Raw genomic sequence first — 26,679 nt, forward strand, 5'->3', positions numbered from 1 at the left:
AGCTTCTGCTTCTTTCCCGCGCTGCAAGGAAAGTCGTAGATACGTATTCCGCAGACACGGTGTACAGATGTACGCTCAAACGCAGGCTAGCCGCGTGGAGGTCGATCCCTGATGGACGTGACGAAAACCCTGAAGTCGGCGCTCACCGGGACGACGACCGAGTCGAGGACCGCCGTCCGGGAGCTGCGGCGGGAGACCGAAGACCTCGTGGCGCGCCGCGCGGGCAGGACGGCGAACCGGCTGACCGAACTGGGCGAGCGGGTCGCCGATCTGGTGCTGCTCTCCGGGAGCAGGCTCGCGGGAATGGCCGACCGGCACAGCAAGCCGGTCGGTGAAGGCGTGCGCCGGGAAGCGAGCCGGATCGGCGATTCGGTGGAACGGTTGTCCACCACGCTGTCGGACCGGGCCATCCTGCTCGCCGAGGAACTGCTCGATACCAGGCCTTCCGGGAAACGCCGTCGTCGATGATCGCGCGGTGACACATCGGTGCCATCGGCACTCCCGTGCCGAAAGCCCGGGTCCGGTGCCGTCCGGCGCGGCCTTCTCCCGTCTTTAGTCGCTATCAACGGCCGTATCCGCCTGCCTAGCATGGGAAAACCGGTAGCGGATCCGGCCGGGCGATCCCTGGCGATTCCGCCACGGCCATAAAACGGGTGACCCGTCGATTTCTCATTACCTTTCCCTGTTTCCCCTGCTTTGGAAGGCACCCATGCGTATCCGAGGTCTTCTCACCGCTCTGCTGTGCGCGGCCGGGCTCACGACGATCGCGCCCGCCGCCGGCGCCGCCCCCATCATCGACGGCGAATACGCCCAGTCCGGCCCGTGGGCGGCCATGATCGAGCAGAACGGCGAGCAGTGGTGCTCCGGGTCGATCATCAGCGCCCGCTGGGTGCTCACCGCACAGCACTGCATCGACGAACCCGGCGCCGACTACTCCGTCCGAGTGGGCGACGTCGACCACCGGGCCGGAACGTACGCCGTGGTAGCCGATATCCACACGCCCTCCAGCGGCGCCGACATCGCGCTGCTGAAACTCGACCGCTCGGTGAGCACGACGTATGCCTCCCTCGGCACCTCTGTCGCCGTCGGCGACACCGAATACGTTTATGGCTGGGGCTACAACGAAGACGGCGATCTGCAGCGCTACCTCAAGGTCGCCCGGATGACGGTGACCAGTGTCGGGAGTGGACTGATCAAGGCCCGCCGGGGCGACGGGCTGACCAACGGCGGCGACTCCGGCGGACCGGTCTTCGTCGGCGGCAAGCAGGTCGGCGTGCACATCGCCGGCAACAAGGTGGACAGCTCGACGCACACCAGTATCTCGGCGAACCGAACCTGGATCCGCGACACCTCGGGCGTCTAGGTCGTGACACCGGTGACTCCCCAGGACGCGCTCGGCGCGCAGCTGATCAGGCTGGGCCTCGGCGAGACCGCCGCCCGGATCTACCGGCGGATGCTCGAGAGCGCACCCGTCACCGCCCGGGAACTGGCCTGGCGGGAGGACGACGCGGAGACCGTCCAGCTCGCGCTGAAAGAACTGGCCGACGCCGGGCTCGCGGTGTCGGCCGGAGTGGACGGGGCCGAATACCTCCCCGCGAACCCCAGTGAGGCGCTGACCGCGCTGACCACGCGACGGCAGGCCGAACTGCATGATGCGCGGCTCGCGGTCCAGACCGCGTACCGCGCCTTCCGGCGAGCGCATTCGGGGATGCCGAACGCGCAGGATCTGCTCGAAGTGGTCACCGGCGACGCCATCATCCCCCGGCTGCAGCACCTCGCGACCACGGTGCGGCATCAGGTGCGCCGTCTCGACTCCCCTCCCTATTTCACCGGCGGCCGCCGGAATCTCCTTGAGGAGGAACAACTACGGCGCGGGATCACCTACCGCTGTGTCTACAGTGGAGCGTCACTCGGCGATCCCGGCTATCTCGCCGCGAACATCCTGCCGTGCCTGCGAGCCGGTGAGCAGGCACGTCTGCTGCCCGAACTCCCGGTGAAGCTGACACTCTTCGACGACCGTGCGGCCACCATCGCGCTGACCATCCGCGAAGCCGATCGCAACCAGTCCATCGTCATCGTGCGCCCCTGCAGCCTCTTCTCCGCGCTGGAGGGGCTGTTCGAAACCTCGTGGGCGGCCGCGCTTCCGCTCGACCGGCGAGGACGGGCGTCCGACCAGCCGATCCGTCCGGTCGAACGAGAACTGCTGCTCCTGCTCGCCGCCGGGCGCAAGGACGACGAGATCGCCGCCGAACTCGGCGTCAGCAGACGCACCCTGTTCCGCTATCTCGAAAACCTGATGGACCGCGCGGGCGTCTCCAGCCGGTTCCAGCTGGGGGTCTTCGCCGCGCACAACAGCTGGCTCTGACATCCCGCGCTCACCCGGATGGGGTCACCCGGGTAGACCCTCCCCGCTGCGGCGAACGCGCCGAGAGCGGAAGGTGATCTTGAAAGGAGGGCGGAATCATGGGGAATCACCGGCACCACACCGGCACCGCGTCGCTGCGGATCGCCACCGCCGGCCTGCGGGTGTTCGCGGTCGTCGTCGCGATCGCGGCCTGCGCCTGGCTCGCGCTCTGGCTCGCGTTCACCCTCTGAATCCGGCCGGTCCCGGCTGGGATTCCGGCGGACTCCCGGGTTCCCGCGGCGGGCGGTCCGGTCCCGGATCGGGGACCCGTTCGGGCACCCCGGGGTCCGGGACCGGCTCTGGCCTGCCCGGGTCCGGCACCGGTTCGGGAATACCGGGATCGGGGACTCCGGGATCCGGCGGCATGGGGTTCGGCGGCGCCGGAGGCGCGGTCATTCGAGCATTCGTCATCGCAACTACCTCCTGCTCACGCCACTACCCGGTCCGCCATCGGCCGAAACGGCCCGTTAGCCCGTCTGGGTGGCGATCCAGTCCGCGATGACGTCCGCGCGGGAGGTCGTCTCGATCCCCGCGTGCGGGCAGTCCGGCCCGGCGGCCTCCAGCGAGACCAAGGCGCCGCTCTTGCCTCCCGGGACGAAGTACGGTGCACCCGAGTCGTACGTGCAGGCACTGGTCGTGATCGACGGCGCGGCGCCGCGGACACCGATCGTCGTCGGGGCCACTGTCGCCACCTGGACGGTGCCTTGCTGCATCCGGGTGGCCGGAGCGGGATTCTTGGCGGTCAGGCTGCCCCAGCCCGCCAAGGTCAGCTGCTGGCCGACCTTCGGGAGCACGCGGTTCACCGTCAGCGGGGTCACCGTCGTCACCGGGGTGTCCAGCTTGATCAGGGCGACGTCGTTCTCCTTCGCCTGGAGCACCTCGGTCGCCTTGCGAGCAACGCCTGATTCGATCGCCTCGTCCACAAGGCCCAATGTCACCGTCGTCGGATACGGCACCTTGCCCGCGACCCGCTTGCGGTGCGCGTCGTGGAAGCAGTGCCCGGTGGTGACGACCCAGCCGGGCGCGATCAGCGCACCCGTGCAGTAACTGCTGTAGGTCGAGCCGTCCGGGCGTGGGATCTTCGTCATCGCGATCTTGGCGACGAACCCGAATTGCCCTGGTGGGACATCGGTGCCATGGGCGACGTCCGGCGCGGCGAGCGCGGCCGGAGCGGTGGTGATGGTCAGGACAGCAGCGGCCAGCAGGGCGCGCAGACGCAATTTCTTACCCTTCGTCGATGAGGTGATCCGAGGCTAGGACCCCCCGCCCGACAAGGGGAATTCCCCGACCAGGTGTCACCCGATGGCACGCCGTCCGCCTGCCGGTTCGCCGCGGCGGGCGAGCCAGTGGCGATAGGGGTGGCTGCTATCGGTATCAGACCGGTAGGCCGCCTCGGCCGCGGCGATCAAGGCGTCGCTGTCCCCGCCGAAGGCACCTTCGGTGCTCCAGGCGATCAGGTACCGCATCCACAGCGGATCCCCCGCGAGGGAACGGATGACGATCCCGGGTGCGGCAGGAAAGGTCACCTGGCACGGGGAAATCGCCCGGCCCGCCGCGATCAGGCGTTGCAGGGGCCGCAACTCCGTGCTCCGGTGCGCGACCTGCGGCCGGAATCCCGCCTGAGTACAGGCTTCCTCGAAGCACTCCGGCCAGCCTGCGCCGTCGGAGGGCCCGAGTACCCACCGTTCCCCGGCGAGGTCGGCGAGGGCGATCTCGGCGCGGCGCGCGGCCGGATGGTCGGCGGCGATCGCCACGAACACCGGTTGCGTGGCCAGCGGCCGCGATTCCACTCCCGGGGCCCGCGGCAGGACGTGACCGGGATAGTCGGCGACGACGGCCGCGTCGAGTTGCCCACCCGCCACGAGATCCAGCAGCCGCAAGGGCGAGAACTCGGTGGTCACCGAAACCGCTTGCCCCCGGCCGGAATCACCGAGCCGGTCCGCCAGCTCGACGACCATCGAACCACCGATCCCACCCAGCGCGACAGGACGTTTCTCGCCTTCCGCCAGGAAACGCGCCGCGTCCCGGTGCATCGTGTCCGCCGCGGCGAGGACGGCCCGCGCGCGGACGAGCACGCGTTCGCCGAACGCCGTCGGGAAGACCCCGTCCCGGCCTCGGACGAACAAGGTTCCGCCGAACGCGCGCTCGATCCGTTGCACGGCGGCGGTCAACGCGGGCTGGGTGCTCCCGATGCCGATCGCCGCGCGCGTGATGCTGCCCGCGTCGGCGACGGCGCACACCACTCGCAGGTGACGTAACTCGACGTCCATCACGCGGACCTTATGGCCACTTGGGATGTGCCGGAAGCCGTCGAAAGTCGGGATCGTTTTTCGTACTCCTCTCTGCCCCTCCCCCTTCTCCCCCTCCCCGCAAGGAGTACGCATGCGACGCGTCTGTCTCATGTTCGCGCTGACCGCCATCCTCGTCGCCGGACTCGTTCCCGCGACGGCGTCGGCGGCCCCCCGATTCACGACATCGATGGAGGCCTTCGAACCCGGAGGAACCATCGCCCGGGTGGAGGTCTCCCGGCCTGTTTCGGACCGGACCGCCGCGCCACAGCAGATCGCCGGTGCCGCCGCGGTGACCCCGATCGAAATCAACGGCCCCAGCGAGACCACCTTCGACCTCGTGTTCGTCGGCGACGGCTACACCTCCTCGCAGCTGGGCACGTACTCGCAGCACGTCCGCTCCAGCATCGCGGCGCTCTTCGCCATCGAGCCGTACAAGAGCTACCGCAAGCAGTTCAACCTCTGGCAGGTCGACGTCGTCTCCGCCCAGTCCGGCATCACGAACGATCCGACCCAGGGGGTGCGGCGCAACACCGCGCTGGGCTCGTACTTCTGGTGCGGCGGCATCGAACGGCTGTTGTGCGTCAACGAAACCAAGGCGAACCAGTACGCCGCGGCCGCGCCGGACGTCGATCAGGTCATCATGCTGGCGAACACCACGAAGTACGGCGGCGCCGGCGGCGGGGTCGCGACCTCTTCGGGCGGCAACATCCAGGCCAGCCAGATCGTCGCCCACGAACTCGGGCACTCCATCGGCGGGCTCGCCGACGAGTACGACTACGGCACTTGCGACACCCGTGAACCCCGGGAGCCCAACGCTTCCACGCTCACGGCCGCGCAGATGCGGGACCGCCGGGCCAAGTGGTACACCTGGCTCGGCAAGCCCTCCCCCGACGGCGGCACGGTCGGCGTCTTCGAGGGATCCCGCTACTGCAAGACCGGGATGTACCGCCCCAGCGTGAACTCGCTCATGCGCACCCTCGGGCAGCCCTTCAACCCGCCGAGCACCGAGGCGATGATCGCGGGCTTCCACCGCGAAGGCGCCGCCCGGCACTGATTCGCCGTCATGGCCTCCGGACCGGGCCGCCGGCGTGGCCGGCGAGCCCGGTCGCCATGTCCCGCATGAAGCGGCGGAGGTACCACCGGAAGATCCACGCGCTGCCCCGGCCCACGCGATACGTTCCGTGCCAACGGATCCGTGTCCCACCGCTGGGCGTTTCACACAGATCGACAGCCGCCTGATAGTCGATCATCACGGGCACGTCCACACCCTCGTAGGCGAACCGTCTTTCGGGGTCGAGGGCGGTGATCCGTTCCTTGGTGACCGTCTTGCCGGTACGGAAGGCACGGACCGCGCCGACCCCGTCGCATCCGTCGGCGGAAAGTCCCTGCGACGCGGCGACTTCCAGGGAACCCACCCGCGACCAGACCGGCCAGCTGCGGGCGTCCACCAACAGTGCCCAGATTGCGGCGGGCGGCGCCGACGATTCGGCGGTGACGTCGTACGACTGCATTCCAGAACTACTCACACGCCTCACCCTAGGAACGGGCGGACGGGGTCACCATGCGCCGGATTGCGGGGCGGCGATCAGGAATTGCGGTACTCCGAGGGGCGCGATCCGGTGTGCTTGAGGAAAGCGGCCGACAAGGCGCCGGGAGTGGCGAACCCGCATCTGCTCGCGATCCGGGCAATCGGGAGATCGGTGTCGCGCAGCAGCCTTCGCGCCTCCTCGATCCGGAGCCCGGCGAGGAAACGGTGTGGTGTCTCGCCGGTCTTCTCCTTGAAGACCCGGATGAAGTGGTAGACGCTCAGATGTACTTCCCCGGCGATTTCGGCGACGCTGAGCGGTTCGGCCAGCCTGTCGCGCATCATCGCCACGGCCGCACGGACCCTGTGGTCTTCCCGGCCCGCGCGCGGTGGTTTCGGTTTCCGCGCGTGGCGGGTGAGCAGGTGCACGGTGAGGAAGGCGGCCGCGGATTCGGCGTAGAGGTCGTCGTCCTCCCTCGCGTTCCCGGCCGCCCGGACCAGTTCGTCGAGCAGCGGATCTCCCCCTGCCACGGACGCCGCCATCGCCTCGTGGTCCACCGCGCGGCCGCCCAGCCGCGCGGCGACCGACTCCACCATGGTGCCCGGGATGTGCACCTGCAGGCTGCGCATCGATTCGTCACCTCGATACCGGCGCAGCAGCGGCCTGCCGGGAACGGCGAGTTCGAGCCGTCCCGGCCTCCACTGGTGACGGTTCCACCGGCCGTCGCCGCGGGTCTCCATCACCGCCCGCCCCGAGAGCGGCAGGACCAGATGCAGATCCGCGACGGCGGGCAGCCGCATGTCCTCGGCGACCGGAACGTGTTCGAACCGCTGGACGAGCAGCGACTCCCAGTCGGAATCCTCCCAGCTGCAATACGTCCGCCGGACATAGCGGGACATGTCGAAACCGATGTAGGGCTGAAGGTCGAATCGCTCGGAATCGAACACCACGGCTTCGAGGCTAGCCGAGCAGCTCCTTCACCCGCGGGACGACCTGCTCGCCGTAAAGACGGATCGAGTTCAGGCGCTGCTCGTGCGGAAGCGCGCCGACGCTGTACTTGAGCTGGAACCGCGACAGACCGAGGGTCCGCACCGCCCAGGCGATTTTCTGCGCCACTGTCTCGGGAGAGCCGATGAACAACGCACCGCGCGGCCCGGCCATGACGTCGTAGTCGGCCCGGGACATCGGGCCCCAGCCCCGTTCGGCACCGATCTTGGCGAAAGCGGCCTGGTGGTGCGAGAAATGCTGGGCGACGGCCAGCTCGTCGGTCTCGGCGACGTGGCCCGGGCTGTGCATCGAGATCGGTAGCTCCTGGTGTCCCGCCTCCTTCAACGCGCGCCGGTACAGGTCCGCGAGCGGGGTGAACCGCTCCGGCGACCCGCCGATCACGGCCATCACCAGCGGCAGGCCGTATGCGGCCGCGCGGACCACCGACTGCGGGGTGCCGCCGACCCCGACCCAGGCGGGCAGGCTGCCCGCTTCGGTGACCGGGAAGGCCTGCGCGCCCTCCAGCGCGGGACGGACGGTGCCGGACCAGTCGACCGGTTTCTCCTCCTGCAAATGCGTGAACAGGTCGAGCTTCTCGGCGAACAGCGCTTCGTAGTCCTCCAGCGAATAGCCGAACAGCGGGAACGACTCGGTGAACGAGCCCCGGCCGAGCGTGACCTCGGCCCGTCCCCGGGAAACGGCGTCCAGCGTGGCGAACCGCTCGTACACCCGCACCGGGTCGTCCGAGCTGAGCACCGTGACCGCCGTGCCCAGCCTGATCCGGTCGGTCCGGCCCGCGATCGCGGCCAGCACGACGTCCGGCGACGACACCGCCATCTCCGCGCGGTGATGTTCTCCGACACCGAAGTAGTCCACGCCCACCTGGTCGGCGAGGACGCCCTCGGCCACGACCTGGCGGATGGCCTCGGCCTGGCTCACCGGCTGGCCGTCCGCGCCGTTCTCGACGTCGCCGAACGTGTCCAGGCCGAAGGTCGGCTCCTGCGGGGTGCCCAGGATCTCGTAACCCATGTCCAACTCCTCAAGTAGTTGAACGCTCAAACGTCGGGTGCGGTGATCGTATTCCACGCGGGACCGGGGCACGCGACGTGTCGTGAGTGGTAAGTGTCGTTAGAACGACACTTATTGAGCCGAAAGTCAAAGGTGTCAAGTCAGGGTGGCGAAGTACATGATGGCCCCCTTCCTTGCGCTAGGCGCAAGGAAGGGGGCCATCATGTACTCGCAAAGGCCGGCTCAGCCGCCGGCGATGTCGCGCGCCAACTGACGGGCGTCGGACATGGTGAACTTGCCGGTGATCTGGGTTTCCCCGCCGGTGATGGCCGACTGGATCATCGGCGCGGTCAGCACCCGGCTCTTCAGCACCATCGCGACCTGTTTGCCGACGTTCGCCGCGGTCCAGTCGGCCCACGTCCGCGCACCCGCGTCGGTGAAACTGAGCCCGACGAGCGGGCCGCCCGACTGCGAATCGAGCCGAGCGTTCGCCCGGCTGAGGTCGGCTCCGGTGAGGAAGGCCGGGCCGAGCAGGTACTTCGTGCCCTGCACGCGGTCACAGCTGACCAACGGGAGCGCCGGGTCGTCACGGCCGTCCAGCGGATCCGGTCCCCGTGAGCAGTCCAGGGCCGCCGCGGCGGCCTGCTGTTCGGCGGGATCCGTGCTCTGACGGTTCGTCGCCGAGCCTGTCGCGGGGCCAGGCGGCAGCTCGGCCAGGACCGGCCGGAACCGCAACCTGGATCCGTCCTTGATCGCGAAACTGTCGCCTTCAGGCTCGGCTTGGCCTGAAACCCCTCCCTGGCAACCGGTGACACCGAGCAGGACGAGGGCGACCGCTACGAGGATGATCCGCACGGGGACATTCTGTCGTGTTCAGCGCCCGCGCGTGGGCGAAACGCCTTCCACTCCTCGCCGACCTCCGGCTGGAGACCTTCGACCGGATGTGGACCGCGAGCGAACTGGCCCGCGACGCCGACGCGGCGGCCGAGGCACTGACCCGGCATCTCACCCTCACCGCGGCCGCGTTGGCCGAGGAGCCGTAGGTCCTGTCGGAAAATCACCCAGACCGACCTAGCCCCCATCATCGCATTGGGTGTTTCCTTGCTCACAGAACGTCGTTGATCGACGATTTTGGGGGCCGCCGATGTCCTTCCGATGGGTACTCCGACTCATTCCGGTCATGGTGCTCGTGACCACGGTGGCGGTGGCCGTCCCCGCGCCGGCGAACGCGGCCGCCGGCTCGTCCCCGCCACTGGCGCAGGTATGGCCGACACCCCAGCAGGTGACGCCGCGACCGGGTCAGGTGACCATCCCGCGGACCGTCGTCGAAGTCGCCGGAGCAGGCACCGATCCGTCCGCGCTCGCCGTCGTGGACCAGGTCCTTCGCTCGGCGGGTGCGAGCACGATCGTCAAGATCACTGACAGCGATCAGGCCGCCGTCGACCGGGAACGCGGCAAGGGCGGGCTCGTCGTCTTCGTCGGCGGTCCCACCGAGAGCAAGGCGACCGCCTTCGCGCTCGCCGCGCTCCGCCTCGACGGACCGGAAGGCCTGTCCCCCGGCGGATACGTCCTCGCCGCCGACCGCGGCGTGATCGCACTGTCCGGTGTGGACACTTCGGGGACGTTCTACGCCGCGCACTCGCTCCGGCAGCTCTTCGCTTCCGGCAAGAGCCGCGCGTTCGGCATGCGTGACTGGCCGGCGGCACCACTGCGCGGCGTGATCGAAGGCTTCTACGGCGCACCCTGGTCGCACGCCGATCGGCTGGCACAGCTGGACTTCTACGGCCGCACCAAGCAGAACATGTACGTCTACTCCCCCAAGGACGACCCGTTCCTGCGCGCCCGCTGGCGCGACCAGTACCCGCCCGAACAGCTCACGCCGCTCTCGCAACTGGTGAGCCGCGCGGCGGCGAACCACGTCGAGTTCACCTACGCCCTCTCCCCCGGCCTCTCCGTGTGCTACTCCTCGGACGCCGACAAGACCGCACTGGTCACGAAATTCCAGTCGCTGTGGGAGATCGGGGTGCGGTCGTTCGCGATCCCGCTCGACGACATCTCCTACACCCGCTGGAACTGCGACGCCGACGCGGCGAAGTTCGGCACCGGTGGCGCGGCCGCGGGCGCGGCGCAATCGTTCCTGCTCAACCGGGTGCAGCAGGACTTCATCGCCACGCATCCCGGTGTCGAACGGCTGCAAACCGTCCCGACCGAGTACTACGACCTCGCCGACTCCCCGTACAAGACCGCGCTGCGCACCCAGCTCGACAAGGCGGTGATCGTCGAGTGGACCGGTGTCGGCGTGATCGCCGGGCAGATCACCGAAAAGCAGGCCCGCCAGGCGAAAGAGGTGTTCGGACACGACATTCTGATCTGGGACAACTACCCGGTCAACGACTACATCACCGAACGCCTGCTGCTCGGCCCGTACATCGGCCGCGAGCCCGGGATCGCGAAGTTCCTGTCCGGGATCACCGCGAATCCGATGGTGCAGGCCGAGGCCTCCAAGATCGCCGAGTTCACCTCCGGTGACTTCCTGTGGAACCCGGGCCGGTACGACCCCGACAAGTCGTGGCTCGCCGCCATCGCCGATCTCGGCGGACCCGCCGCTCCGGCGCTGAAGGTGTTCGCGGAGAACAACTATTCGAGTCTGCTCGTCCGCCTCGAGACCGGGAAGCCGGATCTGGATTCACCGGTGCTGCGCCCGTTACTGGCCGCCTTCTGGACCGCGCTGGAGAAGAAGAACCCGTGGGACGCGGCCGCGAAACTGGATCGCTATCTGACCTCGATGGCGTCCGATCCCGAAGACCTGCGACGCGGGATGGCCTCGAACCCGAAATTCCTCGCCGAAGCCGGGCCGTGGCTCGACCAGGTCGGCCTCTACGGTCAGGCCGGCGGGCACGCCGTGAAAATGCTGCTGGCCCAGTTCGACGGCGACGGCGCGAAGGCATGGGCGGAACGCGGGGAACTCGTCGCCGCGCTGAAGCAGGCACAGGCGATCCGCGTCCCGACCTCGCGGGGGCCGCGTAACCCGAGCACCTGCACGGCCGTCTGCGTGCCGTTCCTCGACAGCGCGCTGGCCACCGCCGACCGCTGGTTCGGCCTGCCGGGGATCCGGCCGCGGCCGACGACCTCGCTGGGTACCTATACCGACAACGTTCCCGCCCGGATGGTCGACGGCGACCCCGAGACCTACTACTGGAGCGATTGGGCACCACGGGTCGGTGACTCCATCGGCGTCGACCTCGGCACCGCGCAGCGGGTGTCCCATGTGGACATCGCGATGGGCAAGCCGACCAGCCCGGACGACTTCGTCCACAACGGTGTGCTGGAATACTCCGCCGACGGAACGCGGTGGACGACGGTGAAGACGGTCACTGAGCCGGTGATCTCGGCCGATCTCCCCGAAGGCGCCGAGGCCAGGTTCGTCCGCGTGCGCACGACCGGTCCTCAACCCTTCTGGGTCGTGGTCCGGGAGTTCACGGTGTCCACACCGGACAGTCCCAGGTACACGGTCACCGGTACCCCGGCGGGGTCGAACCTGGCCGCCGCCGCGGACAACAACGCCGATTCGCTCTACACGGCGGCTTCGACGCCGATGCCCGGCGACGCGCTCGTCGTCACGGCCGCCACGCCGAAGCCGCTGGGCAAGGTCGTCGTCCTGGCGGCTGAAGCCGGTGCGGGCGCCGACGTCCAGATCGCGGACCCGGATGGGGGCTGGCGCACGATCGGCAGGATGTCGGGCGGCTACACGGAACTGCCCGCCGAAGGCGTCGTGACCGGCAAAGTCCGGCTCCTCTGGTCGCCGGGAGGCGCGGCGCCGAAGATCGCGGAGGTCGTTCCCGTCAGTCCACCGCGACCGTGATGGCGGCCGTGTGCACCCGCCCACCGTGTGAGAATTCGAGGAACAGCCGGTACTCCCCGCGTTCGGAAAACAGGGAGTGGAAGGTCAGTTCACCGTCGGCCAGCGCCGCGCCGAGCGGCTGGACCGGATGCAGGTGCGTGGCCGACAACAGCATGGTGTGAAAACCGGTCATATGGCCGTTGGCACCCAGATGGGGGTCGACCGCGGTGACGAGCGCGCCGTCGGGGCCGCGGATGGCGAACCGGAGAACCTGCGCCCGCATCGACGGGATCCGCGCCGCCCCGTCCACCCGCGCCACCCGGTATCCCGTGGGTGTCACGGTGTCGCCCGCCGGAGCGGGCACCGGTACGAAAGTGGTGTCACCGGGCACGGTGAACGGGACACCGAGCACCACCGGATGCTTCGCGTCCTTCGTGTCGAGCGGGACGAATTCGGCGAACATCCGGTAGGCACCACCGTCGGTCAGCGCGAGGCTCGTGTGCCAGGTGTCCCCGTCCAGCGTCGGATGCACGTGCTGGAAGACGTTCATGTCGTCGCGCACGGCGAAGAAATGCATCTGTTTGGTCTGGTTGTCCAGGAAACGGGTGACCGGCCGTCCGTCGGGGCCGAGGATCCGGAACGCGACCGGCACCTCGGGGCCCCGGACGGCGGGCGTGGTGACCCGCTCGAACCGGTAGCCGCTTTCCGCCTCCGACAACCCGTCGCTGTGCGCGGCGGGCAGCAGATCCGCCGTCACGACGGGCTGCTGGTGAGCCGAATGCGCGGAGCCGGGTGTCGGCCGGAGTGCCACGAACACGGCGGCCGTTCCGATCACCAAGGCCAGCGCGAGGAACAGCCAATCCGTGAACCGGGGTTTGCGCACGCCCTGCCCCCGGTCAGTTCCCGCCGAGGTTCGGCTTCACCACGACCAGGCCCTGCTCGATGCCGTTCACGATGACGATGCCGCTGGAGAAGTACGGGTAGTTGCTCCACGCGCCGTTGAAGTTCGCCGCGTTGCCCGCCGGGTAGATGTCGAAGTAGCCGACCTCGGACAACCGCGCCGAAGCGACCCCGCTGACGTCCAGGATGCGCAGGCCCGCCTGGTAGTTCGCCTGGTAGGAGTACTGGCCCTTGATGTACTGGTTGTGGTCGATCGCGGTGGCGGGCGAACTGTAGACGCCGGTGTGCACGGGGGCGGACAGCTTGGCCAGGTCCCAGACGTAGGTCTTGGTGCGCTTGTCGGTGCCGCGCGACTCGTCCAGTTCGTCGTCCAGCAGGAAGTAGCGCTGGTCGCCGGTCAGCCAGCCCTGGTGCGAATACTGCGCGCCCGAGTAGCCCTTGCGCGAGATCTGGACCGGCCGGGCCTTGTCGGTGACGTCGACGATGGTCAGCGTGTCCTCGTTGGCGTTGAAGCAGATCTCCTTGCCGCTGTAGGCCGCGTCCGGTCCACGGTAGACGACGCACTGCGTGTCGTGGGTGTAGCCGTCCTGCGAAACACAGCCCGCCTTGGCCGGCGCCTTCGGGTTCTGGATGTTGACGATATGCGGTCCGCCACTGCACGTGTTGGAGCCGATCGCGTAAGCGAAACCGGTCTCCTCGTTGATCGCGATGTTGTGCGCGGGACCGAATTCCCGGTACAGCGCGTCGGCGGTGAAGGTCTGCGGTGTGGTGACGGTGCGCAGCCTGGTCAGATCGAACACCTGCATCCCGTGCCCGGTGATGAAGTCGGCCACGATGAACGCGTGGTTCTTGTACACCTTCATGTCCCGCCACGAGCTGCTGCCGCCGTTGGACGGCAGGTTGCCCAGGAACTTCGGCGAGGTCGGGACGCTCAGGTCGACGAAGGCGGTGCCGTTGGTCCGCCCGACGATGGCGTATTCCTTGCCGGACGAAGGATCGGTCCAGCCCCAGATGTCGTTGCCGTTCCCGCCGCCGAGACCCGACAAGGGAAGCACGCTGAGCAGGTCGACGTTCTTGCACGGGTATTTGTCGGCTTTGCCGTTGACGCAGGGAACACCCGCGGCGGTGCCGGTGACGGTGTGCCGCTCCGCCGGGATGTGGTCGGCCATGAAGGTCCGGGCCGCCGCCTGTCCCTCCGCCGTCTCGGGGTCGTGCGCGGACGCCGCCGTCATCGACAACACCAACGCGGAGGCCGTCAGCACGGCCAGCCCCATCATGCGCACGAGTTTCATCAGGCGGCTCCTCACCGGTTTTCGGTCGATTTCCGACGATAGGAGCAGCCATTCCCGGTGTATCCCTCCGAAGGTCTGGCGTTTTTAACCGTTTTGCGGGAGGTCCCGGAACGCCTCCCTGATCTCGGACACCAGCGGGTCCGGCTGCTCCAGTCCCGGGAAGTGACCGCCGCGGTCACCGGCCGGTCGTTCTCCTCCTCCGCGCCGCGCGGCACCCAGCGCATCGCCTCCCAGTACCAGCGGGCACTCGAAGCATCGATGCCGGTCCGCCAGGCATCCGTGGTTCGCCGGGCTCGGCGCCGTTCGGTCCTCCGGCAGCGGCGACGCCGAACGCATCGTCAAGTGCAAGCCCTCGACACGTTCGGGCACCAGCCGCGCCAGTTCCGTGCTCACGCAGGCACACCAATCCCCGCCGTGGGCCCCGAAACGCCGATACCCGAGCGCCGTCATCAGGTCGGCCCAGGCGGAAGCGGTCCGCCCAGGGCGCCGGCCCGCTCGCGGGGCCGTTCTCTGAAGCCGAAGTCCGGCAACGAAGGCACGACCATGCGCTCAGGTGAGCGTACGTGCCAGAACCCGATGTCCAGACCATCGATCCGGGCCTGTAGTGGGGAATCGTGTCGCAGCGGATTTCCCTTGCCCGCCAGTCATGTCCCCGCCACGTCTGAAGCAAGGCAGTCAACCGGCTCAGCTCGATTCCCTGGGTGGAGTCGGGAGCCGTCTCGGGTTCGGGAAGGCGCACCCCGGGCCAGACGAGCGTGGAGGTCGGCCACCATCTCAGAACACCGTGTCAGCAACCGAACTTGACCGAGTAAATGTGATGCTTGAGCGCAGGATCGAGATTTTCGATGTCTCCGAAGTCTTCGCCTGGGGGCACAACACCCTTCACTCCCCTGAACCTCTTTTGCTGTACACGCAGACCGTGACGTCACTATTGTTGAAAATCGACTCGACACGGTGGACGAACACATCGCACTCTGGTTCATCCGTCATATCCGGGTCACTCTTATTGATTTTACCCATGTCACCGACGTACTCTTCTTCGTCGTAGGCGCACAGGTGATCCTCGGGACATTCACCATTAGCCGCCCGCACACTGGCCACCGCCTGGCCACCACCGGTCAGAACAAGGCCGGCGGCGAGAACACAGGAAGTGATCGCAGCCGTACCGCGAAGCGCGATCTTCATAGTCAAAATACTTTCTGGATATGCCGTGAATACGCCCCAACTTTCACGCCTTCGAGACAATGGATGCTTATTGTTGCCGCCCCAGCAAACGCCTTATTGGCCAGTACAGCGAAGTAATTGATGTCCAATTGCGAAGGAGGCATCGACGGCGCGTATGCCTCTCTCTCCGAGAGAAGCCACCTTCACAGTCAGGTGATTCGGGATTCTAATCCATGGTAAGAGGCCACTTTCGCGGCCCTTATCCATGCATCCCTCGACCTGAGCGGCGGACCGCGGTGGGGCTCGTGAGTGGTAAGGACGGTTCTAACCGTTCTTACCACTCACGACCACCCGAGGACACACTCACCGGAACTCCGAACCGAAGCTGCGCCACCGATTAGACGAATCGGTTCGATGGGCTCCGCACCAGGAGCCCATCGGACTGAGCAGATCACCACCGTGGTCCAGCTCCACTCAGGCAGCACCGCGCCCGCCGGGGAACACCGCGGGGCGGTCGAGGTGCTCAAGAGCGAGATCCGGAAAGCCTTGCCGGACAACGCCTAACGCCGCGCAAGCTCTTCCGCCGTCGGCAACGGCCACTCGTACCGTTCTTTGGCGATGCGGAGATGCACCCACGTCTCCGCGGTCACGACGTCGGGCCTGCCACTGATCTCTTCGAGTGTCCAGTCGAGGGCACGGGCGGACTGCGCCGCGATGGTGGCGACGACGTCGAACCGGCCGATGGTCCTGGCGAGGAACTCGGTGTCGTCGCGGGCGGCGAGCGCGGCGGTCACGGAGTCCCCGGAGCCCCGCACGTTCAGGCCGATCCCGCAGACCAGGCCGGCGTCCGGACGGGCGCGGCTGAGCACCGGCGCGATCCGGATGACGTCGTGCTCCACGAGGAAGCGCACACGCGTTCGGGTAGCCGAGGGCGACAGCCCGACGTGCTCGGCGATGCGCGCGTAACCCTCCCGGCCGTCGGCCTGGAGTCGCAACATGATCGCGAGATCGCGGTCGTCCAGCCGCAGCCAGGTCGGCAGCGGACGGCCCGGCATGAACAGGCCTTTGACCACATCCACGTAGACGAGGGTGTTGACCTGTTCCACCTCCGGCAGGCCGCGGATGTCCGCCACCGTGCGGTAGAGCGCCGGGGAGTCGGGCAGGCGCAGTTCGGCGACGGTCTGGTACTCCCCGCTCACCGCCGAAACGAACGCGGCGGCGGGCAGCGCCGCGATGGCGTCCGTCGTCGCCTGCGAGCGGCCCGAGGTGCGGATCGCGAGGTGCGCATACGCGGTCAAGCCGAGAAACTCGGGGTGGACCGCCGCGACCACGCTGAGCGAACCGTCGGCCTTCAGCTGCTCCAGCCGGGCCGACACGGCCGACCGTGAAGCGCCGACGCGCCTGGCCAGATCGGCCACGCTCATCCGGCCGTCCGTGCGCAAAGCCGCGACCAACGCGTCGTCCACGACGGTTTCCCTCCGCTGAATTTCCGACGGCGAAATGCACCATATCACCGACCAGATAGCGCCAATGGCAGCAGATATAACGCGTTATGTCCATGGTCGCGTGCATATCGATCGTGAACACCGTCCGTACACGAGCGATCTGATTGCGCCCGCCGTTTTCGTCGCTTACCTTCGCCCCACTTCACCGTCGAACCCCAGGAGTCCGCGCGATGCGCCTGTTGCCCCTCGATCGTTCAGTCCTCGACGCGACAGCGACGATCTTGCTTCCCGACGAGCTGGTGACCGTCGACGACGCCACCGAAGGCGCCGCCGCGGTGCTCGTGTTCGGCGAGGAGATCGCCGCGGTCGGCTCGGTGGACGAGTGCCGTGCCCGGGCGGCCGGGCTCGGCCGCCCGAAGCCGGAGGTGCGGCGGCTGCCGGGCACGCTCCTGCCGGGTTTCGTCGACCCGCACGCGCATCCCCTGATGTACGGGCAGATGATGACCTGGGTGGACTGCGGTCCCGAGCGGGCCTCGACCATCCCCGAGATCGTCGCGCTGCTGCGTGAGGCGGCGCGGCACACCCCGGCGGGCAGGCCCGTCCGCGGGTACGGCTACGAGCACCGCAACCTCGCCGAGAAACGCCATCCCCGCAAGGAGGAACTCGACGCGGTCGCCGAAGACCGCGAGGTCTACCTCATGAACGCCAGCGGGCACGGCGGCGTGGTGAACAGCTTCACGTTGCGTCGCAACGGAGTCACCCGTGACACCCCGGATCCCGACGGCGGGGTCTTCTTCCGTGACGAGCACGGCGAGCTCACCGGGGAGCTCTCGGACGCGGCGTGCAACATCCTCACCGGGGTCACCGGCGTGAAGGTCGGGCGGCACGGGCCGAACTTCCACCTCGAGGACGAGCCGGAGGAGCACGCGCGGCAGCTGGCCGCCGCGCAGGAGAAGTTCCTCGCCGCGGGGGTGACCGCGATCGGCGACGCCCAGGTCACGCGCCGCGAATTCGACATGTACCTGCGGCTGGACGAAGCCGGGCTGCTCAAGACGCGCGTGCACATGTACCTGCTGTCCCACCTGCTCGACCAGGCCCTGGAAATGGGCCTCCACGGCGCTTTCGGCACCACCCGCCTCGCGTTCGCGGGTATCAAGTTCTACGCCGACGGCACGCTCGGCGGGTGGACCGCGTACTTCCCAGACGGCTACGTCGGCGACCCGTGCCGCACCGGACAGCTGTACCACGACCCGAAGGACTACTCCGCGCTGATCGGCAAGGCGCACGAGGCCGGGCTCCAGACCGCGACCCACGCCCAGTCCCCCGACGCGATCGCCATGGTGCTCGACGCCATCGAAGACGCGCAGCGGCGAAATCCCCGGCCGGACGCCCGTCACCGAATCGAGCACTGCGGACTGCCGTCCCCGGAACAGATCAGGCGCATGGCCGCGCTCGGTGTCCACCCGGTCAACCAGCCCCAGCACTACTACAACTGGGGCGAAGGCGTCACCGACGCCGTCGGCACCCCCGGCGAGCGATTCAATCCCCTCGGCGAGTTCCAGGCGGCGGGTGTACCGGTCACGTTGAGCTCGGACGCCCCGGTCGCGGAACCGAACCCGCTCGAAGCCATCCAGACAGCGGTGACCAGGACGACCCGGCGCGGCCACCGGCTCGGCGGCGACGACCTGCTGATCGACGTCCGGTCGGCCGTCGCCGCGCATACGATCGCCGGCGCCCGGGTGCTCGGCCGTGACCGCGACCTCGGCTCGATCACCCCCGGCAAACGCGCCGACTTCGTGCTGCTCGGCGAGAATCCCCTCACCTGCGACCCGAGCCGGATCGCGGGCATCGGTGTGCTGGAAACCTGGATCGACGGCGAGGTGGCCCGATGACCAACGACGTCCGCGAAAGCGCGCAGTCGCTCCGCCGGGCCCGCCGCGCCGGGCTCGCGGCCTTCGTCGGCACCACGATCGAGTGGTACGACTTCTACATCTACGCCACGGCCGCGAGCCTCGTCTTCGGCACCGTGTTCTTCCCCGAAACCGGCGACCGGCTGACCGGCGTCGCGGCGGCCTTCGCGACGTACGCCGTCGGGTTCTTCGCCCGGCCGCTCGGCGGCATCGTGTTCGGGCACATCGGCGACCGGGTCGGCCGCAAGACCGCGCTCGTGGTGACCCTCACCATGATGGGCGCGGCGACCTTCCTCGTCGGCTGTCTGCCCGGGTATGACCGGATAGGGACGTGGGCGCCCATCCTGCTCGTGGTGCTCAGGTTCGTCCAAGGACTCGCCGTCGGCGGTGAGTGGGGCGGCGCCGTGCTCATGGCCGTCGAACACGCGCCGCCGGACAAGAAGACCTTCTACGGCGCCTTCGCGCAGGCAGGAAACCCGGCGGGTGCGCTGCTGGCCACCGGCCTGTTCAGCCTGCTGAGCACCGGCGGCCCTGAAATGCTCGCCGACTGGGGCTGGCGGATCCCCTTCTTCGCGTCCGCGTTGCTCATCGGCGTCGGCCTCCTCGTGCGCTTGAAGGTCGAGGAGTCACCGGTCTTCGAGGACAGCACCGAAGAGACCGGCGTGCCCATCCTGTACGCGGTGCGGACGAACTGGAAACCGATCCTGCTGGGCATCTGCGTGCTGCCCGTCGCGGTCGGCGGCTACTACCTCGTCACCACTTTCGCTACGGCGTACGCGACCGATCCGGCCGTCGGCGTCTCCGAATCGCTCGTACTCAACGCGCTCACCATCGCCGCGTTCGTGGAACTGGCCGTGAGCTTCGGCGCCGCCTGGCTCGGTGACCGCTTCGGCAGGGTGCGGGTGGTCGCGATCGGTCTCGTCGGCGTCGCCGTACTCGCGGCACCACAGTTCCTCGTGCTGTCGACCGGAAACGCGGTGCTGATCATCGCGGCGTTCGTGGCGATGCGCCTGGCGATGACGGCGACCTACAGCCCGATCGCCGCGATCCTGTCGCAGATGTTCCGTCCGCGGGCGCGGTACACCAGCATCTCGCTGTCCTATCAGCTGGCGGGCGCGCTCTTCGGCGGTCTCTCGCCGTTGGTGTCGACCCTGCTGTTCCAGGCGACGGGCAGCATCTGGCCGGCGATCGGCCTGCTGATCGGCATGTGCGTGCTCAGCATCGCCTGTGTGCTGGCCGCTCCGCAGCACACCGACGACGCCTAGCGGATGCGGAGGCGCCGCATGAGTTTCAGGCCGGACAGCATCCCCTCGACGTACTTCTCGTAGGTCTGGCCGCCGCGGGGACCCATGACCTGCTTCTTGAGCACCGCCACGTTCTTGACGTCGGTGTACTTGAGCAGGCCCTGGTCCCCGTGGCGGGCGCCGACGCCCGAATTCTTGACACCGCCGGACGGTGTCCCCTTCGCGGCGTACGCGGTGGCCAGGATGTCGTTGATGTTGACGTTGCCGGACTCGATCCGCGCGGCCACGGCACGCGCGGCGCCGACGTCGCCGCCCCAGACCGAGGCGTTGAGGCCGTACTCGGTGTCGTTGGCGAGCGCGACGGCCTCGTCGACAGTGCGGTACTTGTGCAGTGCGACAACGGGTCCGAAGGTTTCGGTGACACCGCAGAGCATGTCCTTCGTGACGCCTTCGAGGATCGTCGGTTCGAAGAACGCCGGACCGAGGTCGGGCCGGGGCTTTCCTCCACAAAGGACGGTCGCCCCCTTGGCGACGGCGTCGTCGACGTGCGATTTGACCCGGCTCATGTGGTCGACGGAGACGAGCGAACCCATGTCGGGGCCGAAGTCGTAGGCGGCCCGGACGTCGAGCGCCTTGGTCTTGGCCACGTACGCGTTCTTGAACTCGTCGTAGCGGGATTCCGGCAGATAGATCCGCTCGATGTGCATGCAGATCTGCCCGGTGTTGCCGAAAGCGCCGAAGATCGCGCCCTGCACGGTCTCGTCGAGGTCGGCGTCTTCGAGCACGATCATCGGGTTCTTGCCGCCGAGTTCGAGGCAGCAGCCGATGAGGTTGCGGCCCGCCCGTTCGCCGATCACCCGGCCGGTGGCCGTGGAACCCGTGAACATCACGTAATTCGCCTGGTCGATAAGGGTCGGGCCGACGTCCGGGCCCTCGCCGCACACCACCTGGAACAGGCCCTTCGGCAGCCCGGCCCGCTCCAGCAGCTCGACGCCGTACAGCGGGGAGAGCGCGGTCTTGTTGTCGGGTTTCAGCACCACCGCGTTCCCGGCCATCAACGCCGGGACGGCGTCGGAAATCCCGGTGGCGAAAGGGAAGTTCCACGGCGCGATGATCCCGACCACGCCCTTGGGCTGCCGGACCTCGGTCGACGTCGTCAGGAACGGGACCGGCCCGCCGCGTTTGGCCGGCGCCAGCAGTTTGGCGGCCCGCGTGAGGTAATGGCTCATCACCATCGCCGGGTCGCAGGTCTCCTCGATCGCCATCCGCCGGTTCTTGCCGCTCTCGACCTGGATGAGGTCGGTGACGGCCGGCGCGTTGCCGACGAAGAGCGTGTGCGCCCGTTTGAACACCTCCAGCCGCCGCTTGAGCGGTGTGGCCGCCCATTCCGTCTGCGCGGCGCGCGCCGTGGTGAACGCCTGCTCGATGTCGGCGGGGGTCGACTGGGGTAGTTCGACGAGCACGTCGCCGGTGTAGACCTCGGCGAGCTTCCAGGTCGCGCCGGACGAGCCCGGCACGCGGGCGGCGAGCCGCTGAAGGAACGCGTCGGTCACCGACGCCGGACGAGTGAGCGCGAGCGGTGTGACGGTCATGGCCCTCTTTCCGTCAGTTGTCCGACAAGACAAGCCGCGCGCCCATCTCGCCGATCATGATGGCGGGCGCGTTGGTGTTGCCGCCGGTGATCGACGGCATGATCGAGGCGTCGCAGACCCGCAGGCCCTCCACGCCGCGGACCTTGAGATCGGGACCGACGACCGCGAGTTCGTCGACGCCCATCCGGCAGGTGCCGACGCCGTGGTAGACCGAGGTCGCGCGGTTCAGGATCGCGTCGCGCAGCTCCTGGCCCCGCAGCGCCTTGCCCGGGTGGAGCTCTTCCTTGATCGAGCCGTTGAACGCCCCCGACGCGAAGATCTCGCGGACCATCTCCGAACCCTCCCCGAGCACCTCGAGGTCGGCCGGGTCGGACAGGTACTGGAAGTCGATCAGCGGCGCCGCCGTGGGATCGGCCGAAGCGAGGCGCAGCGTGCCGCGGCTCTTCGGGTAGATCAGCGTGGTCAGCACGGTGAGCGCGGGCCGCTTGTCGACGTCGTGCCGGATCGGCGCGTCCTGGTTGGGCGTCACGTATGCCCACGGCAGGAGGTGCAGCTGGAGGTCGGGGACCTCGGCGGCTTGGGAGGTCTTGAGGAAGGCGACCGCCTCGAAGACCGAGTTCGCCAGGAACGTCGTCCCGGGCCGCATCAGTTCGCTGACGAGGCCGCGTGCGAAGTACGGCGGCGTGCCCTTGTTCTTGCTCGACGACGCGCGGAACGTCAGCGCGTGGAACATGTGGTCGTGCAGGTTGTCGCCGACCGGCAGGTCCGCGACGACGTCGATGCCGTGCTCCTTCAGGTGCTCGGCGTGGCCGATCCCGGACAGCATCAGCAGCTGCGCGGAGCCGACGAAGCCCGCCGAGAGGATGACCTCCTTGCCCGCGCGCAGGATGCGCCGTCCCCCGTTCGCGTCGACGACTTCGACGCCGGCGGCACGGCCGTTCTCGATGAGCACCTTCTTCGCCAGCACCCCGGATCGGACCTGCAGCGTGGCGGGCGCGAGATGGTGGATGTAGCCGCGCGAGGCGCTGTAGCGCAGGCCGTCGGCGGCGTTCTGCTGCATCCGGCTGACGCCCTCCTGCGACCCCGCGTTGTAGTCGTCGAGGATCTCGCAGCCGATCGCGTCGGCGGTCGCCTGGAGGAACTGCAGCGTGCCTTCCTGCGGGGTCTTGTTGCGGGTGACCCGGATCGGCCCGCCCGCGCCCCGGAACTCGCTCTCGCCGTCCTCGAAGTCCTCCAACCGCTTGTACGCGGCGTTGACGCTGTCGGCGTCCCAGCCCTTGTTGCCCTCGGCGGCCCAGGAGTCGAAGTTGGCGCGGTTGCCGCGCACGTAGACCATGCCGTTGATGGAACTGGAGCCGCCGACCACCTTGCCGCGCGGCACCGGCATCCGGCGATCGAGAACGTGTTTCTGCGGCACCGAGTAGTAGCCCCAGTCGAAGGGCTTCTTGAGCTGGGGCACCGCGTGCATCGGGCCGACCAGCCCCGGCTTCTTGACGAGCAGCCGCTCGTCGGTCTTCCCCGCCTCGAGCACGATCACGCTGGCCCCGGACTCCGCCAGCCTGCCCGCGATCGCGGCCCCCGAGCTGCCCGATCCGACGACCACGTAGTCGGCCTCGTCGCCGCGCGCAGCCCTGTTCGCCATGTCCGCTCCTCGGTCCGCCCACCGTGCAGAACTGTAACCTGTTCTAGTTCTGTCACCGTATAGCGAGACCGGCCGGTTCCGCAACGGCCGTCGCTCCCCGGCCGGCCTTCGAGACCTCAGCGCAGCGGTTCGAGCGCCTTCGCCAGCGGATCCAGCACGGCGGGGGTGTGCGGCGGCGGCAGGTAGATGATCGCCAGGTCGAGACCCGCTTCGCCGAGGGCTTCGGCCTCCGCGCCGACCTTGGCGTAGTCACCGTCCGTGCCGAGGCGCACATGCGAGGACAAGGTGATCTCGCCCGGGTCCCGCCCGATGTCCGCGCAGTGCCGGTGCAGCACCGCACGCTTGTGCGCGAACTCCTCCGGCGTGCCACCGACGAAGTTCCAGTGCTGGGCGTATTTCGCGGCCGTGCGCAGGGTCCGCTTCTCGCCGCTGCCGCCGATGCAGATCGGCGGATGCGGCTTCTGCACGCCCTTCGGTTCACAGCGGGCGTCGGTCAGCCGGTAGTGCTCGCCCTGGAAGGTGGTGGTCTCCTGGGTCAGCAGACCGACGAGGACCTCGCAGGCTTCCTCGAACCTGTCACTGCGTTCCTTGATGGTGCCGAGTTCCATGCCGTACGCGCCGGATTCCTCTTCGTTCCAGCCCGCACCGATCCCGATCTCCAGGCGGCCGCCGGAAACGATGTCCAGTGTCGCGGCCATGTTCGCGAGGAGCGCGGGGTGGCGGTAGTGGATCCCACTGACCAAGGTGCCCAGCCGGAGCCGTTTCGTGGCCTGCGCGAGCGCGGTGAGGGTCACCCACCCTTCCAGGCACGGACCGGTCGAATCCGAGAAAATGGGATAGAAGTGATCGAAGGTCCAACCGGATTCGAAGAGTTCGATCTCGTCGGCGGCCTGCCAGACGGCGAGCATGTCGGACCAAACGGTGTCCTGCGGCGAAGTCTTGATGGCGAATCGCATGATCTTGATCGTAAACCTGGAGTTCCTCCAGTGGCGCGCCCGGAATTCAGCGGGCGATACCGCGGCGAAGGTATTCGTCGGCGTCCACTCCGGACTCGACGAGCAAGGCGTGCGTGTGCTCTCCCAGCGCCGGGACGTCGCCCATGCACGCCTCGAAATCGGCGAAGGTCACCGGCGGCAGCAGCGCGTCGATCCGGGCGAATTCGGTGCCGACCTCGCGCCAGCGATCGCGGGCCCGCAACTGGGGGTGATCGGCGACCTGGCCGACGTCCTTGAGCCGGGCGGCGGGAACGCCGGCCGCGGCGAGCCGTTCGTCGAGTTCACTGGCGGACCACCGCGACGTCCGGGCGGCGACGGCCGCGTCGCATTCCGCGCGATGGGCCACGCGTTGCACGTTGGTGGTGAAGCGTGGGTCGTCGGCGAGCTCGGGCGCGTCGAGGACGTCGGTGACGAGCGTGCGCCAGCCGGTGTCGTTCTGGACGCCGATGAGCATCTGGCCGTCGCGGGTGGGGAAGGCGTCGTACGGCGCGATCGAACTGTGGCTCAGTCCCATCCGCTCGGGCTCTGTTCCGGCGTACATCCGGGTGTTGAGCGCGTACCCCATCCATTCGACGATGGCCTCCAGCATCGAGACCTCGATCGTCGCGCCCTCGCCGGTGCGCCAGCGGCGCAGCAACCCCGCCAGCACCGCCTGCGCGCAATACATGCCCGAGGCGATGTCGGCGGCCGGGATCCCGGTCTTCGCCGGAGCGTCCGGCGTACCGGTGATCGCGATGAGCCCGGCCTCGGCCTGGATCAGCATGTCGTAGGCCTTGCGCTGTTCCATCGGCCCACCGGTGCCGAACCCGGACAGGTTCACCACGATCAGCTCCGGGTGATCCGCCCGCAGATCACCGAAACCGAGCCGCTCCGCCGCGCCGGGCGCGAGGTTCTGCACGAACACGTCGGCTTTGGCGACCAGCCGGCGGACCACGTCACGGCCCTCGGCGGTCTTGAGGTCGACGGCGAGCGACTCCTTGCCTCGGTTGAGCCAGACGAAATGCGCGCCGCTGCCGTGCACGGCGTGGTCGTAGGACCGCGCGAAATCCCCGCCGTCGACGCGCTCGACCTTGATCACCCGCGCGCCGAGATCGGCGAGGCTGCGAGTGGCCAGCGGCGCGGCGACGGCCTGTTCGATGGCGACGACGATGACCCCTTCGAGCGGCCGGGTCATGCTTTCTTCTTCTCGGCCCGCACCAGACCACCACCGATGATCAAGCGCTGGATCTCACTCGTGCCCTCGTACAGCCGCATCAGCCTGACGTCCCGGTAGATGCGTTCCACCGCGACCTCGCGCAGGTAGCCGCTTCCTCCGTGGACCTGCACCGCCAGATCCGCGGCCTTGCCCGCCATCTCGGTACAGAACAGCTTCGCCGCCGACGGCGCGATCCGCCTGTCCTCCCCCGTCACATACGACCGCGCCGCCTCACGGGCCAGCGCGCGTCCGGCGAGCACGCCGGTCTGCTGATCGGCGAGCATCGCCTGCACCAGCTGGAAATCCCCGATCGGTGTCCCACCCTGCGTCGCCGTGGCGGCGTAGGCGACCGACTCGTCCAACGCCCGCTGCGCCGCACCGACCGCCAGACCCGCCATGTGGATCCGGCCGCGGGCCAGCGACGTCATCGCCGCCTTGTAGCCGACGTCGCCGTCCCCGCCGACCAACGCCTCCGGCCCGACCCTGACCTGCGAGAACGTGACATCCGCGGTACGCGAACCCTCCTGCCCCATCTTCGCGTCCTTCGCCCCGACTGTGATGCCGGGCGCGTCGGCGGGCACGAGGAACACCGCGATCCCCGTCCCGGCCTCCGACACGGGCTTCGTACGGGCGAACACGACGAACAATCCGGCCTCGGTGGCGTTGGTGATGAACTGCTTGCCGCCGTCGATCACCCAGCCGTCACCGTCCCGCTTCGCGCTGGTCCGCAGACCGGCCGGGTTCGATCCCGCGCCGGGCTCGGTGAGCGCGAACGACGCGACGACCTCCCCCGACGCGATTCCCGGCAACCACCGAGCCCGCTGCTCCTTGGTCCCGAACCCGACCAGCACCTGCCCGGCGATCCCGTTGTTCGTGCCGAACATCGACCGCAACGCCAGTGACGTGTACCCCAGCGCCATCGCGACCTCGACGTCCTGGACCAGGTCGAGGCCGAGCCCACCCCACTCCTGCGGGATCGCGTACCCGAACAAGCCCATCTCCGCGGCCTGTGTCCGCAGATCGGCCGGAATGGCGTCCGTATTCATGATCTCGAGCTCACGAGGCATCACACGAGTGCGCACGAAATCGTTGATCTGGCCGAGAACGTCAGCGAAGACGTCGTCGGGGACGTCGGGGTTGCCGGTGTACATGCCCCTCACTATCGATCACCGGCCGGGATCGGTCCACTCCCTCGAGTGGACCTGACCCTGGGACCTATCGGACATGTTGATCATCGTCCTAA

25 protein-coding genes and 1 pseudogene are annotated in these 26,679 nt (G+C 68.5%); 9 read left to right on the plus strand and 17 right to left on the minus strand.

Annotation, left to right across the window (positions count from 1 at the left end):
• The first annotated feature begins 111 nt into the window (after window positions 1–111).
• The 4 genes from H074_RS33715 (at window position 112) to H074_RS42140 (ending at window position 2,595) form a co-directional block, all read left to right on the plus strand.
• A complete protein-coding gene (locus H074_RS33715) occupies window positions 112–468 on the plus strand; it encodes a hypothetical protein (protein WP_007034575.1) in 357 nt (118 codons plus the stop codon).
• A gap of 241 nt (window positions 469–709) precedes the next feature.
• Window positions 710–1,363 carry a S1 family peptidase gene (locus H074_RS33720; RefSeq protein WP_007034576.1) on the plus strand — a complete coding sequence of 218 codons (654 nt, stop codon included), beginning with the start codon at window positions 710–712 and terminating at the stop codon, window positions 1,361–1,363.
• A gap of 12 nt (window positions 1,364–1,375) precedes the next feature.
• Window positions 1,376–2,365 carry a LuxR C-terminal-related transcriptional regulator gene (locus tag H074_RS33725; RefSeq protein ID WP_007034577.1) on the plus strand — a complete coding sequence of 330 codons (990 nt, stop codon included), beginning with the start codon at window positions 1,376–1,378 and terminating at the stop codon, window positions 2,363–2,365.
• A 98-nt stretch (window positions 2,366–2,463) separates the two neighbouring features.
• Entirely contained in the window at window positions 2,464–2,595 is a 132-nt protein-coding gene (locus tag H074_RS42140) for a hypothetical protein (protein ID WP_255355316.1), read from the plus strand.
• Here the strand turns inward: H074_RS42140 and H074_RS40485 are convergent.
• The 3 genes from H074_RS40485 to H074_RS33735 form a co-directional block, all read right to left on the minus strand.
• Window positions 2,585–2,815, minus strand: a complete 231-nt coding sequence (locus tag H074_RS40485) for a hypothetical protein (RefSeq protein ID WP_083920539.1) — start codon at window positions 2,813–2,815, stop codon at window positions 2,585–2,587. The two genes, H074_RS42140 and H074_RS40485, sit on opposite strands and share 11 nt — an antisense overlap.
• A 56-nt stretch (window positions 2,816–2,871) precedes the next feature.
• Complete coding sequence (locus H074_RS33730; protein WP_007034578.1) at window positions 2,872–3,624, minus strand: trypsin-like serine protease; 753 nt, start codon at window positions 3,622–3,624, stop codon at window positions 2,872–2,874.
• A gap of 75 nt (window positions 3,625–3,699) precedes the next feature.
• A complete protein-coding gene (locus H074_RS33735; protein ID WP_039924046.1) occupies window positions 3,700–4,674 on the minus strand; it encodes a LysR family transcriptional regulator in 975 nt (324 codons plus the stop codon).
• 112 nt (window positions 4,675–4,786) lie between these two features.
• On the opposite strand from H074_RS33735, the gene H074_RS33740 reads away from it, so the two are divergent.
• Window positions 4,787–5,749, plus strand: coding sequence for a M64 family metallopeptidase (locus H074_RS33740; RefSeq protein ID WP_007034580.1), 963 nt, complete (start codon window positions 4,787–4,789; stop codon window positions 5,747–5,749).
• 7 nt (window positions 5,750–5,756) lie between these two features.
• Here the strand turns inward: H074_RS33740 and H074_RS33745 are convergent, their stop codons facing one another.
• From H074_RS33745 to H074_RS33760, 4 genes are all read right to left on the minus strand, one after another.
• Window positions 5,757–6,206, minus strand: coding sequence for an SRPBCC family protein (locus H074_RS33745; protein ID WP_007034581.1), 450 nt, complete (start codon window positions 6,204–6,206; stop codon window positions 5,757–5,759).
• 74 nt (window positions 6,207–6,280) lie between these two features.
• Window positions 6,281–7,171, minus strand: coding sequence for an AraC family transcriptional regulator (locus H074_RS33750; protein WP_007034582.1), 891 nt, complete (start codon window positions 7,169–7,171; stop codon window positions 6,281–6,283).
• A gap of 10 nt (window positions 7,172–7,181) precedes the next feature.
• Window positions 7,182–8,237, minus strand: coding sequence for an LLM class flavin-dependent oxidoreductase (locus H074_RS33755; RefSeq protein ID WP_007034583.1), 1,056 nt, complete (start codon window positions 8,235–8,237; stop codon window positions 7,182–7,184).
• Window positions 8,238–8,459: 222 nt separating this feature from the next.
• Window positions 8,460–9,071, minus strand: coding sequence for a SecDF P1 head subdomain-containing protein (locus H074_RS33760; protein WP_007034584.1), 612 nt, complete (start codon window positions 9,069–9,071; stop codon window positions 8,460–8,462).
• Between the two features lie 68 nt (window positions 9,072–9,139).
• Between H074_RS33760 and H074_RS41795 the strand changes: the two are divergent.
• Together H074_RS41795 and H074_RS33765 are read left to right on the plus strand one after the other, a co-directional pair.
• A pseudogene (locus tag H074_RS41795) lies at window positions 9,140–9,259 on the plus strand (GntR family transcriptional regulator); the annotation flags it as partial.
• Between the two features lie 137 nt (window positions 9,260–9,396).
• Window positions 9,397–12,078 (plus strand): glycoside hydrolase family 84 protein, encoded by a 2,682-nt coding sequence (locus H074_RS33765; RefSeq protein ID WP_235096947.1) that lies wholly within the window; start codon window positions 9,397–9,399, stop codon window positions 12,076–12,078.
• Here H074_RS33765 and H074_RS33770 read toward each other — a convergent pair.
• From H074_RS33770 to H074_RS33785, 5 genes are all read right to left on the minus strand, one after another.
• Window positions 12,059–12,940, minus strand: a complete 882-nt coding sequence (locus H074_RS33770; protein ID WP_007034587.1) for a hypothetical protein — start codon at window positions 12,938–12,940, stop codon at window positions 12,059–12,061. The two genes, H074_RS33765 and H074_RS33770, sit on opposite strands and share 20 nt — an antisense overlap.
• 13 nt (window positions 12,941–12,953) lie before the next feature.
• Window positions 12,954–14,249 (minus strand): choice-of-anchor B family protein, encoded by a 1,296-nt coding sequence (locus H074_RS33775; protein WP_007034588.1) that lies wholly within the window; start codon window positions 14,247–14,249, stop codon window positions 12,954–12,956.
• Between the two features lie 84 nt (window positions 14,250–14,333).
• Window positions 14,334–14,642 carry a hypothetical protein gene (locus tag H074_RS41800; protein WP_007034589.1) on the minus strand — a complete coding sequence of 103 codons (309 nt, stop codon included), beginning with the start codon at window positions 14,640–14,642 and terminating at the stop codon, window positions 14,334–14,336.
• Between the two features lie 489 nt (window positions 14,643–15,131).
• The gene (locus H074_RS39715; protein WP_007034590.1) at window positions 15,132–15,434 is read right to left on the minus strand and encodes a peptidase inhibitor family I36 protein; all 303 of its coding nucleotides are present in this window, start codon (window positions 15,432–15,434) and stop codon (window positions 15,132–15,134) included.
• Window positions 15,435–15,973: 539 nt separating this feature from the next.
• Entirely contained in the window at window positions 15,974–16,879 is a 906-nt protein-coding gene (locus H074_RS33785; RefSeq protein ID WP_007034591.1) for an Lrp/AsnC family transcriptional regulator, read from the minus strand.
• Window positions 16,880–17,088: 209 nt separating this feature from the next.
• Here H074_RS33785 and H074_RS33790 point away from each other — a divergent pair, with 209 nt between their 5' ends.
• Complete coding sequence (locus tag H074_RS33790; RefSeq protein ID WP_007034592.1) at window positions 17,089–18,750, plus strand: amidohydrolase; 1,662 nt, start codon at window positions 17,089–17,091, stop codon at window positions 18,748–18,750.
• Complete coding sequence (locus H074_RS33795; RefSeq protein WP_007034593.1) at window positions 18,747–20,033, plus strand: MFS transporter; 1,287 nt, start codon at window positions 18,747–18,749, stop codon at window positions 20,031–20,033. The genes H074_RS33790 and H074_RS33795 overlap by 4 nt, the downstream gene beginning before the upstream one ends.
• Here the strand turns inward: H074_RS33795 and H074_RS33800 are convergent.
• The 5 genes from H074_RS33800 to H074_RS33820 all read right to left on the minus strand — a co-directional run bounded on the left by H074_RS33800 (window position 20,030) and on the right by H074_RS33820 (window position 26,587).
• Window positions 20,030–21,604 carry a succinic semialdehyde dehydrogenase gene (locus H074_RS33800; RefSeq protein ID WP_007034594.1) on the minus strand — a complete coding sequence of 525 codons (1,575 nt, stop codon included), beginning with the start codon at window positions 21,602–21,604 and terminating at the stop codon, window positions 20,030–20,032. The two genes, H074_RS33795 and H074_RS33800, sit on opposite strands and share 4 nt — an antisense overlap.
• Window positions 21,605–21,617: 13 nt before the next feature.
• Window positions 21,618–23,246: a GMC family oxidoreductase gene (locus tag H074_RS33805; RefSeq protein ID WP_007034595.1), complete on the minus strand. Its 1,629-nt coding sequence runs from the start codon at window positions 23,244–23,246 to the stop codon at window positions 21,618–21,620.
• Between the two features lie 116 nt (window positions 23,247–23,362).
• Window positions 23,363–24,202, minus strand: a complete 840-nt coding sequence (locus tag H074_RS33810; protein WP_007034596.1) for an LLM class F420-dependent oxidoreductase — start codon at window positions 24,200–24,202, stop codon at window positions 23,363–23,365.
• A 46-nt stretch (window positions 24,203–24,248) separates the two neighbouring features.
• A complete protein-coding gene (locus H074_RS33815; RefSeq protein ID WP_007034597.1) occupies window positions 24,249–25,415 on the minus strand; it encodes a CaiB/BaiF CoA transferase family protein in 1,167 nt (388 codons plus the stop codon).
• Window positions 25,412–26,587, minus strand: a complete 1,176-nt coding sequence (locus tag H074_RS33820) for an acyl-CoA dehydrogenase family protein (RefSeq protein WP_007034598.1) — start codon at window positions 26,585–26,587, stop codon at window positions 25,412–25,414. The genes H074_RS33815 and H074_RS33820 overlap by 4 nt, the downstream gene beginning before the upstream one ends.
• Window positions 26,588–26,679 lie beyond the last annotated feature (92 nt).

The organism is Amycolatopsis decaplanina DSM 44594 (assembly GCF_000342005.1).
Lineage (GTDB): Bacteria > Actinomycetota > Actinomycetes > Mycobacteriales > Pseudonocardiaceae > Amycolatopsis > Amycolatopsis decaplanina.

Excerpts from the sequence above, each read along its gene's own strand:
- H074_RS33715 (WP_007034575.1), top strand. The coding sequence starts at position 112 with ATGGACGTGACGAAAACCCTGAAGTCGGCGCTCACCGGGACGACGACC.
- H074_RS33720 (WP_007034576.1), top strand. The coding sequence starts at position 710 with ATGCGTATCCGAGGTCTTCTCACCGCTCTGCTGTGCGCGGCCGGGCTC.
- H074_RS42140 (WP_255355316.1), top strand. The coding sequence starts at position 2,464 with ATGGGGAATCACCGGCACCACACCGGCACCGCGTCGCTGCGGATCGCC.
- H074_RS40485 (WP_083920539.1), bottom strand. The coding sequence starts at position 2,815 with ATGACGAATGCTCGAATGACCGCGCCTCCGGCGCCGCCGAACCCCATG.
- H074_RS33735 (WP_039924046.1), bottom strand. The coding sequence starts at position 4,674 with ATGGACGTCGAGTTACGTCACCTGCGAGTGGTGTGCGCCGTCGCCGAC.
- H074_RS33740 (WP_007034580.1), top strand. The coding sequence starts at position 4,787 with ATGCGACGCGTCTGTCTCATGTTCGCGCTGACCGCCATCCTCGTCGCC.
- H074_RS33745 (WP_007034581.1), bottom strand. The coding sequence starts at position 6,206 with ATGCAGTCGTACGACGTCACCGCCGAATCGTCGGCGCCGCCCGCCGCA.
- H074_RS33755 (WP_007034583.1), bottom strand. The coding sequence starts at position 8,237 with ATGGGTTACGAGATCCTGGGCACCCCGCAGGAGCCGACCTTCGGCCTG.
- H074_RS33765 (WP_235096947.1), top strand. The coding sequence starts at position 9,397 with ATGGTGCTCGTGACCACGGTGGCGGTGGCCGTCCCCGCGCCGGCGAAC.
- H074_RS33775 (WP_007034588.1), bottom strand. The coding sequence starts at position 14,249 with ATGAAACTCGTGCGCATGATGGGGCTGGCCGTGCTGACGGCCTCCGCG.
- H074_RS39715 (WP_007034590.1), bottom strand. The coding sequence starts at position 15,434 with ATGAAGATCGCGCTTCGCGGTACGGCTGCGATCACTTCCTGTGTTCTC.
- H074_RS33790 (WP_007034592.1), top strand. The coding sequence starts at position 17,089 with ATGCGCCTGTTGCCCCTCGATCGTTCAGTCCTCGACGCGACAGCGACG.
- H074_RS33795 (WP_007034593.1), top strand. The coding sequence starts at position 18,747 with ATGACCAACGACGTCCGCGAAAGCGCGCAGTCGCTCCGCCGGGCCCGC.
- H074_RS33800 (WP_007034594.1), bottom strand. The coding sequence starts at position 21,604 with ATGACCGTCACACCGCTCGCGCTCACTCGTCCGGCGTCGGTGACCGAC.
- H074_RS33805 (WP_007034595.1), bottom strand. The coding sequence starts at position 23,246 with ATGGCGAACAGGGCTGCGCGCGGCGACGAGGCCGACTACGTGGTCGTC.
- H074_RS33810 (WP_007034596.1), bottom strand. The coding sequence starts at position 24,202 with ATGCGATTCGCCATCAAGACTTCGCCGCAGGACACCGTTTGGTCCGAC.
- H074_RS33815 (WP_007034597.1), bottom strand. The coding sequence starts at position 25,415 with ATGACCCGGCCGCTCGAAGGGGTCATCGTCGTCGCCATCGAACAGGCC.
- H074_RS33820 (WP_007034598.1), bottom strand. The coding sequence starts at position 26,587 with ATGTACACCGGCAACCCCGACGTCCCCGACGACGTCTTCGCTGACGTT.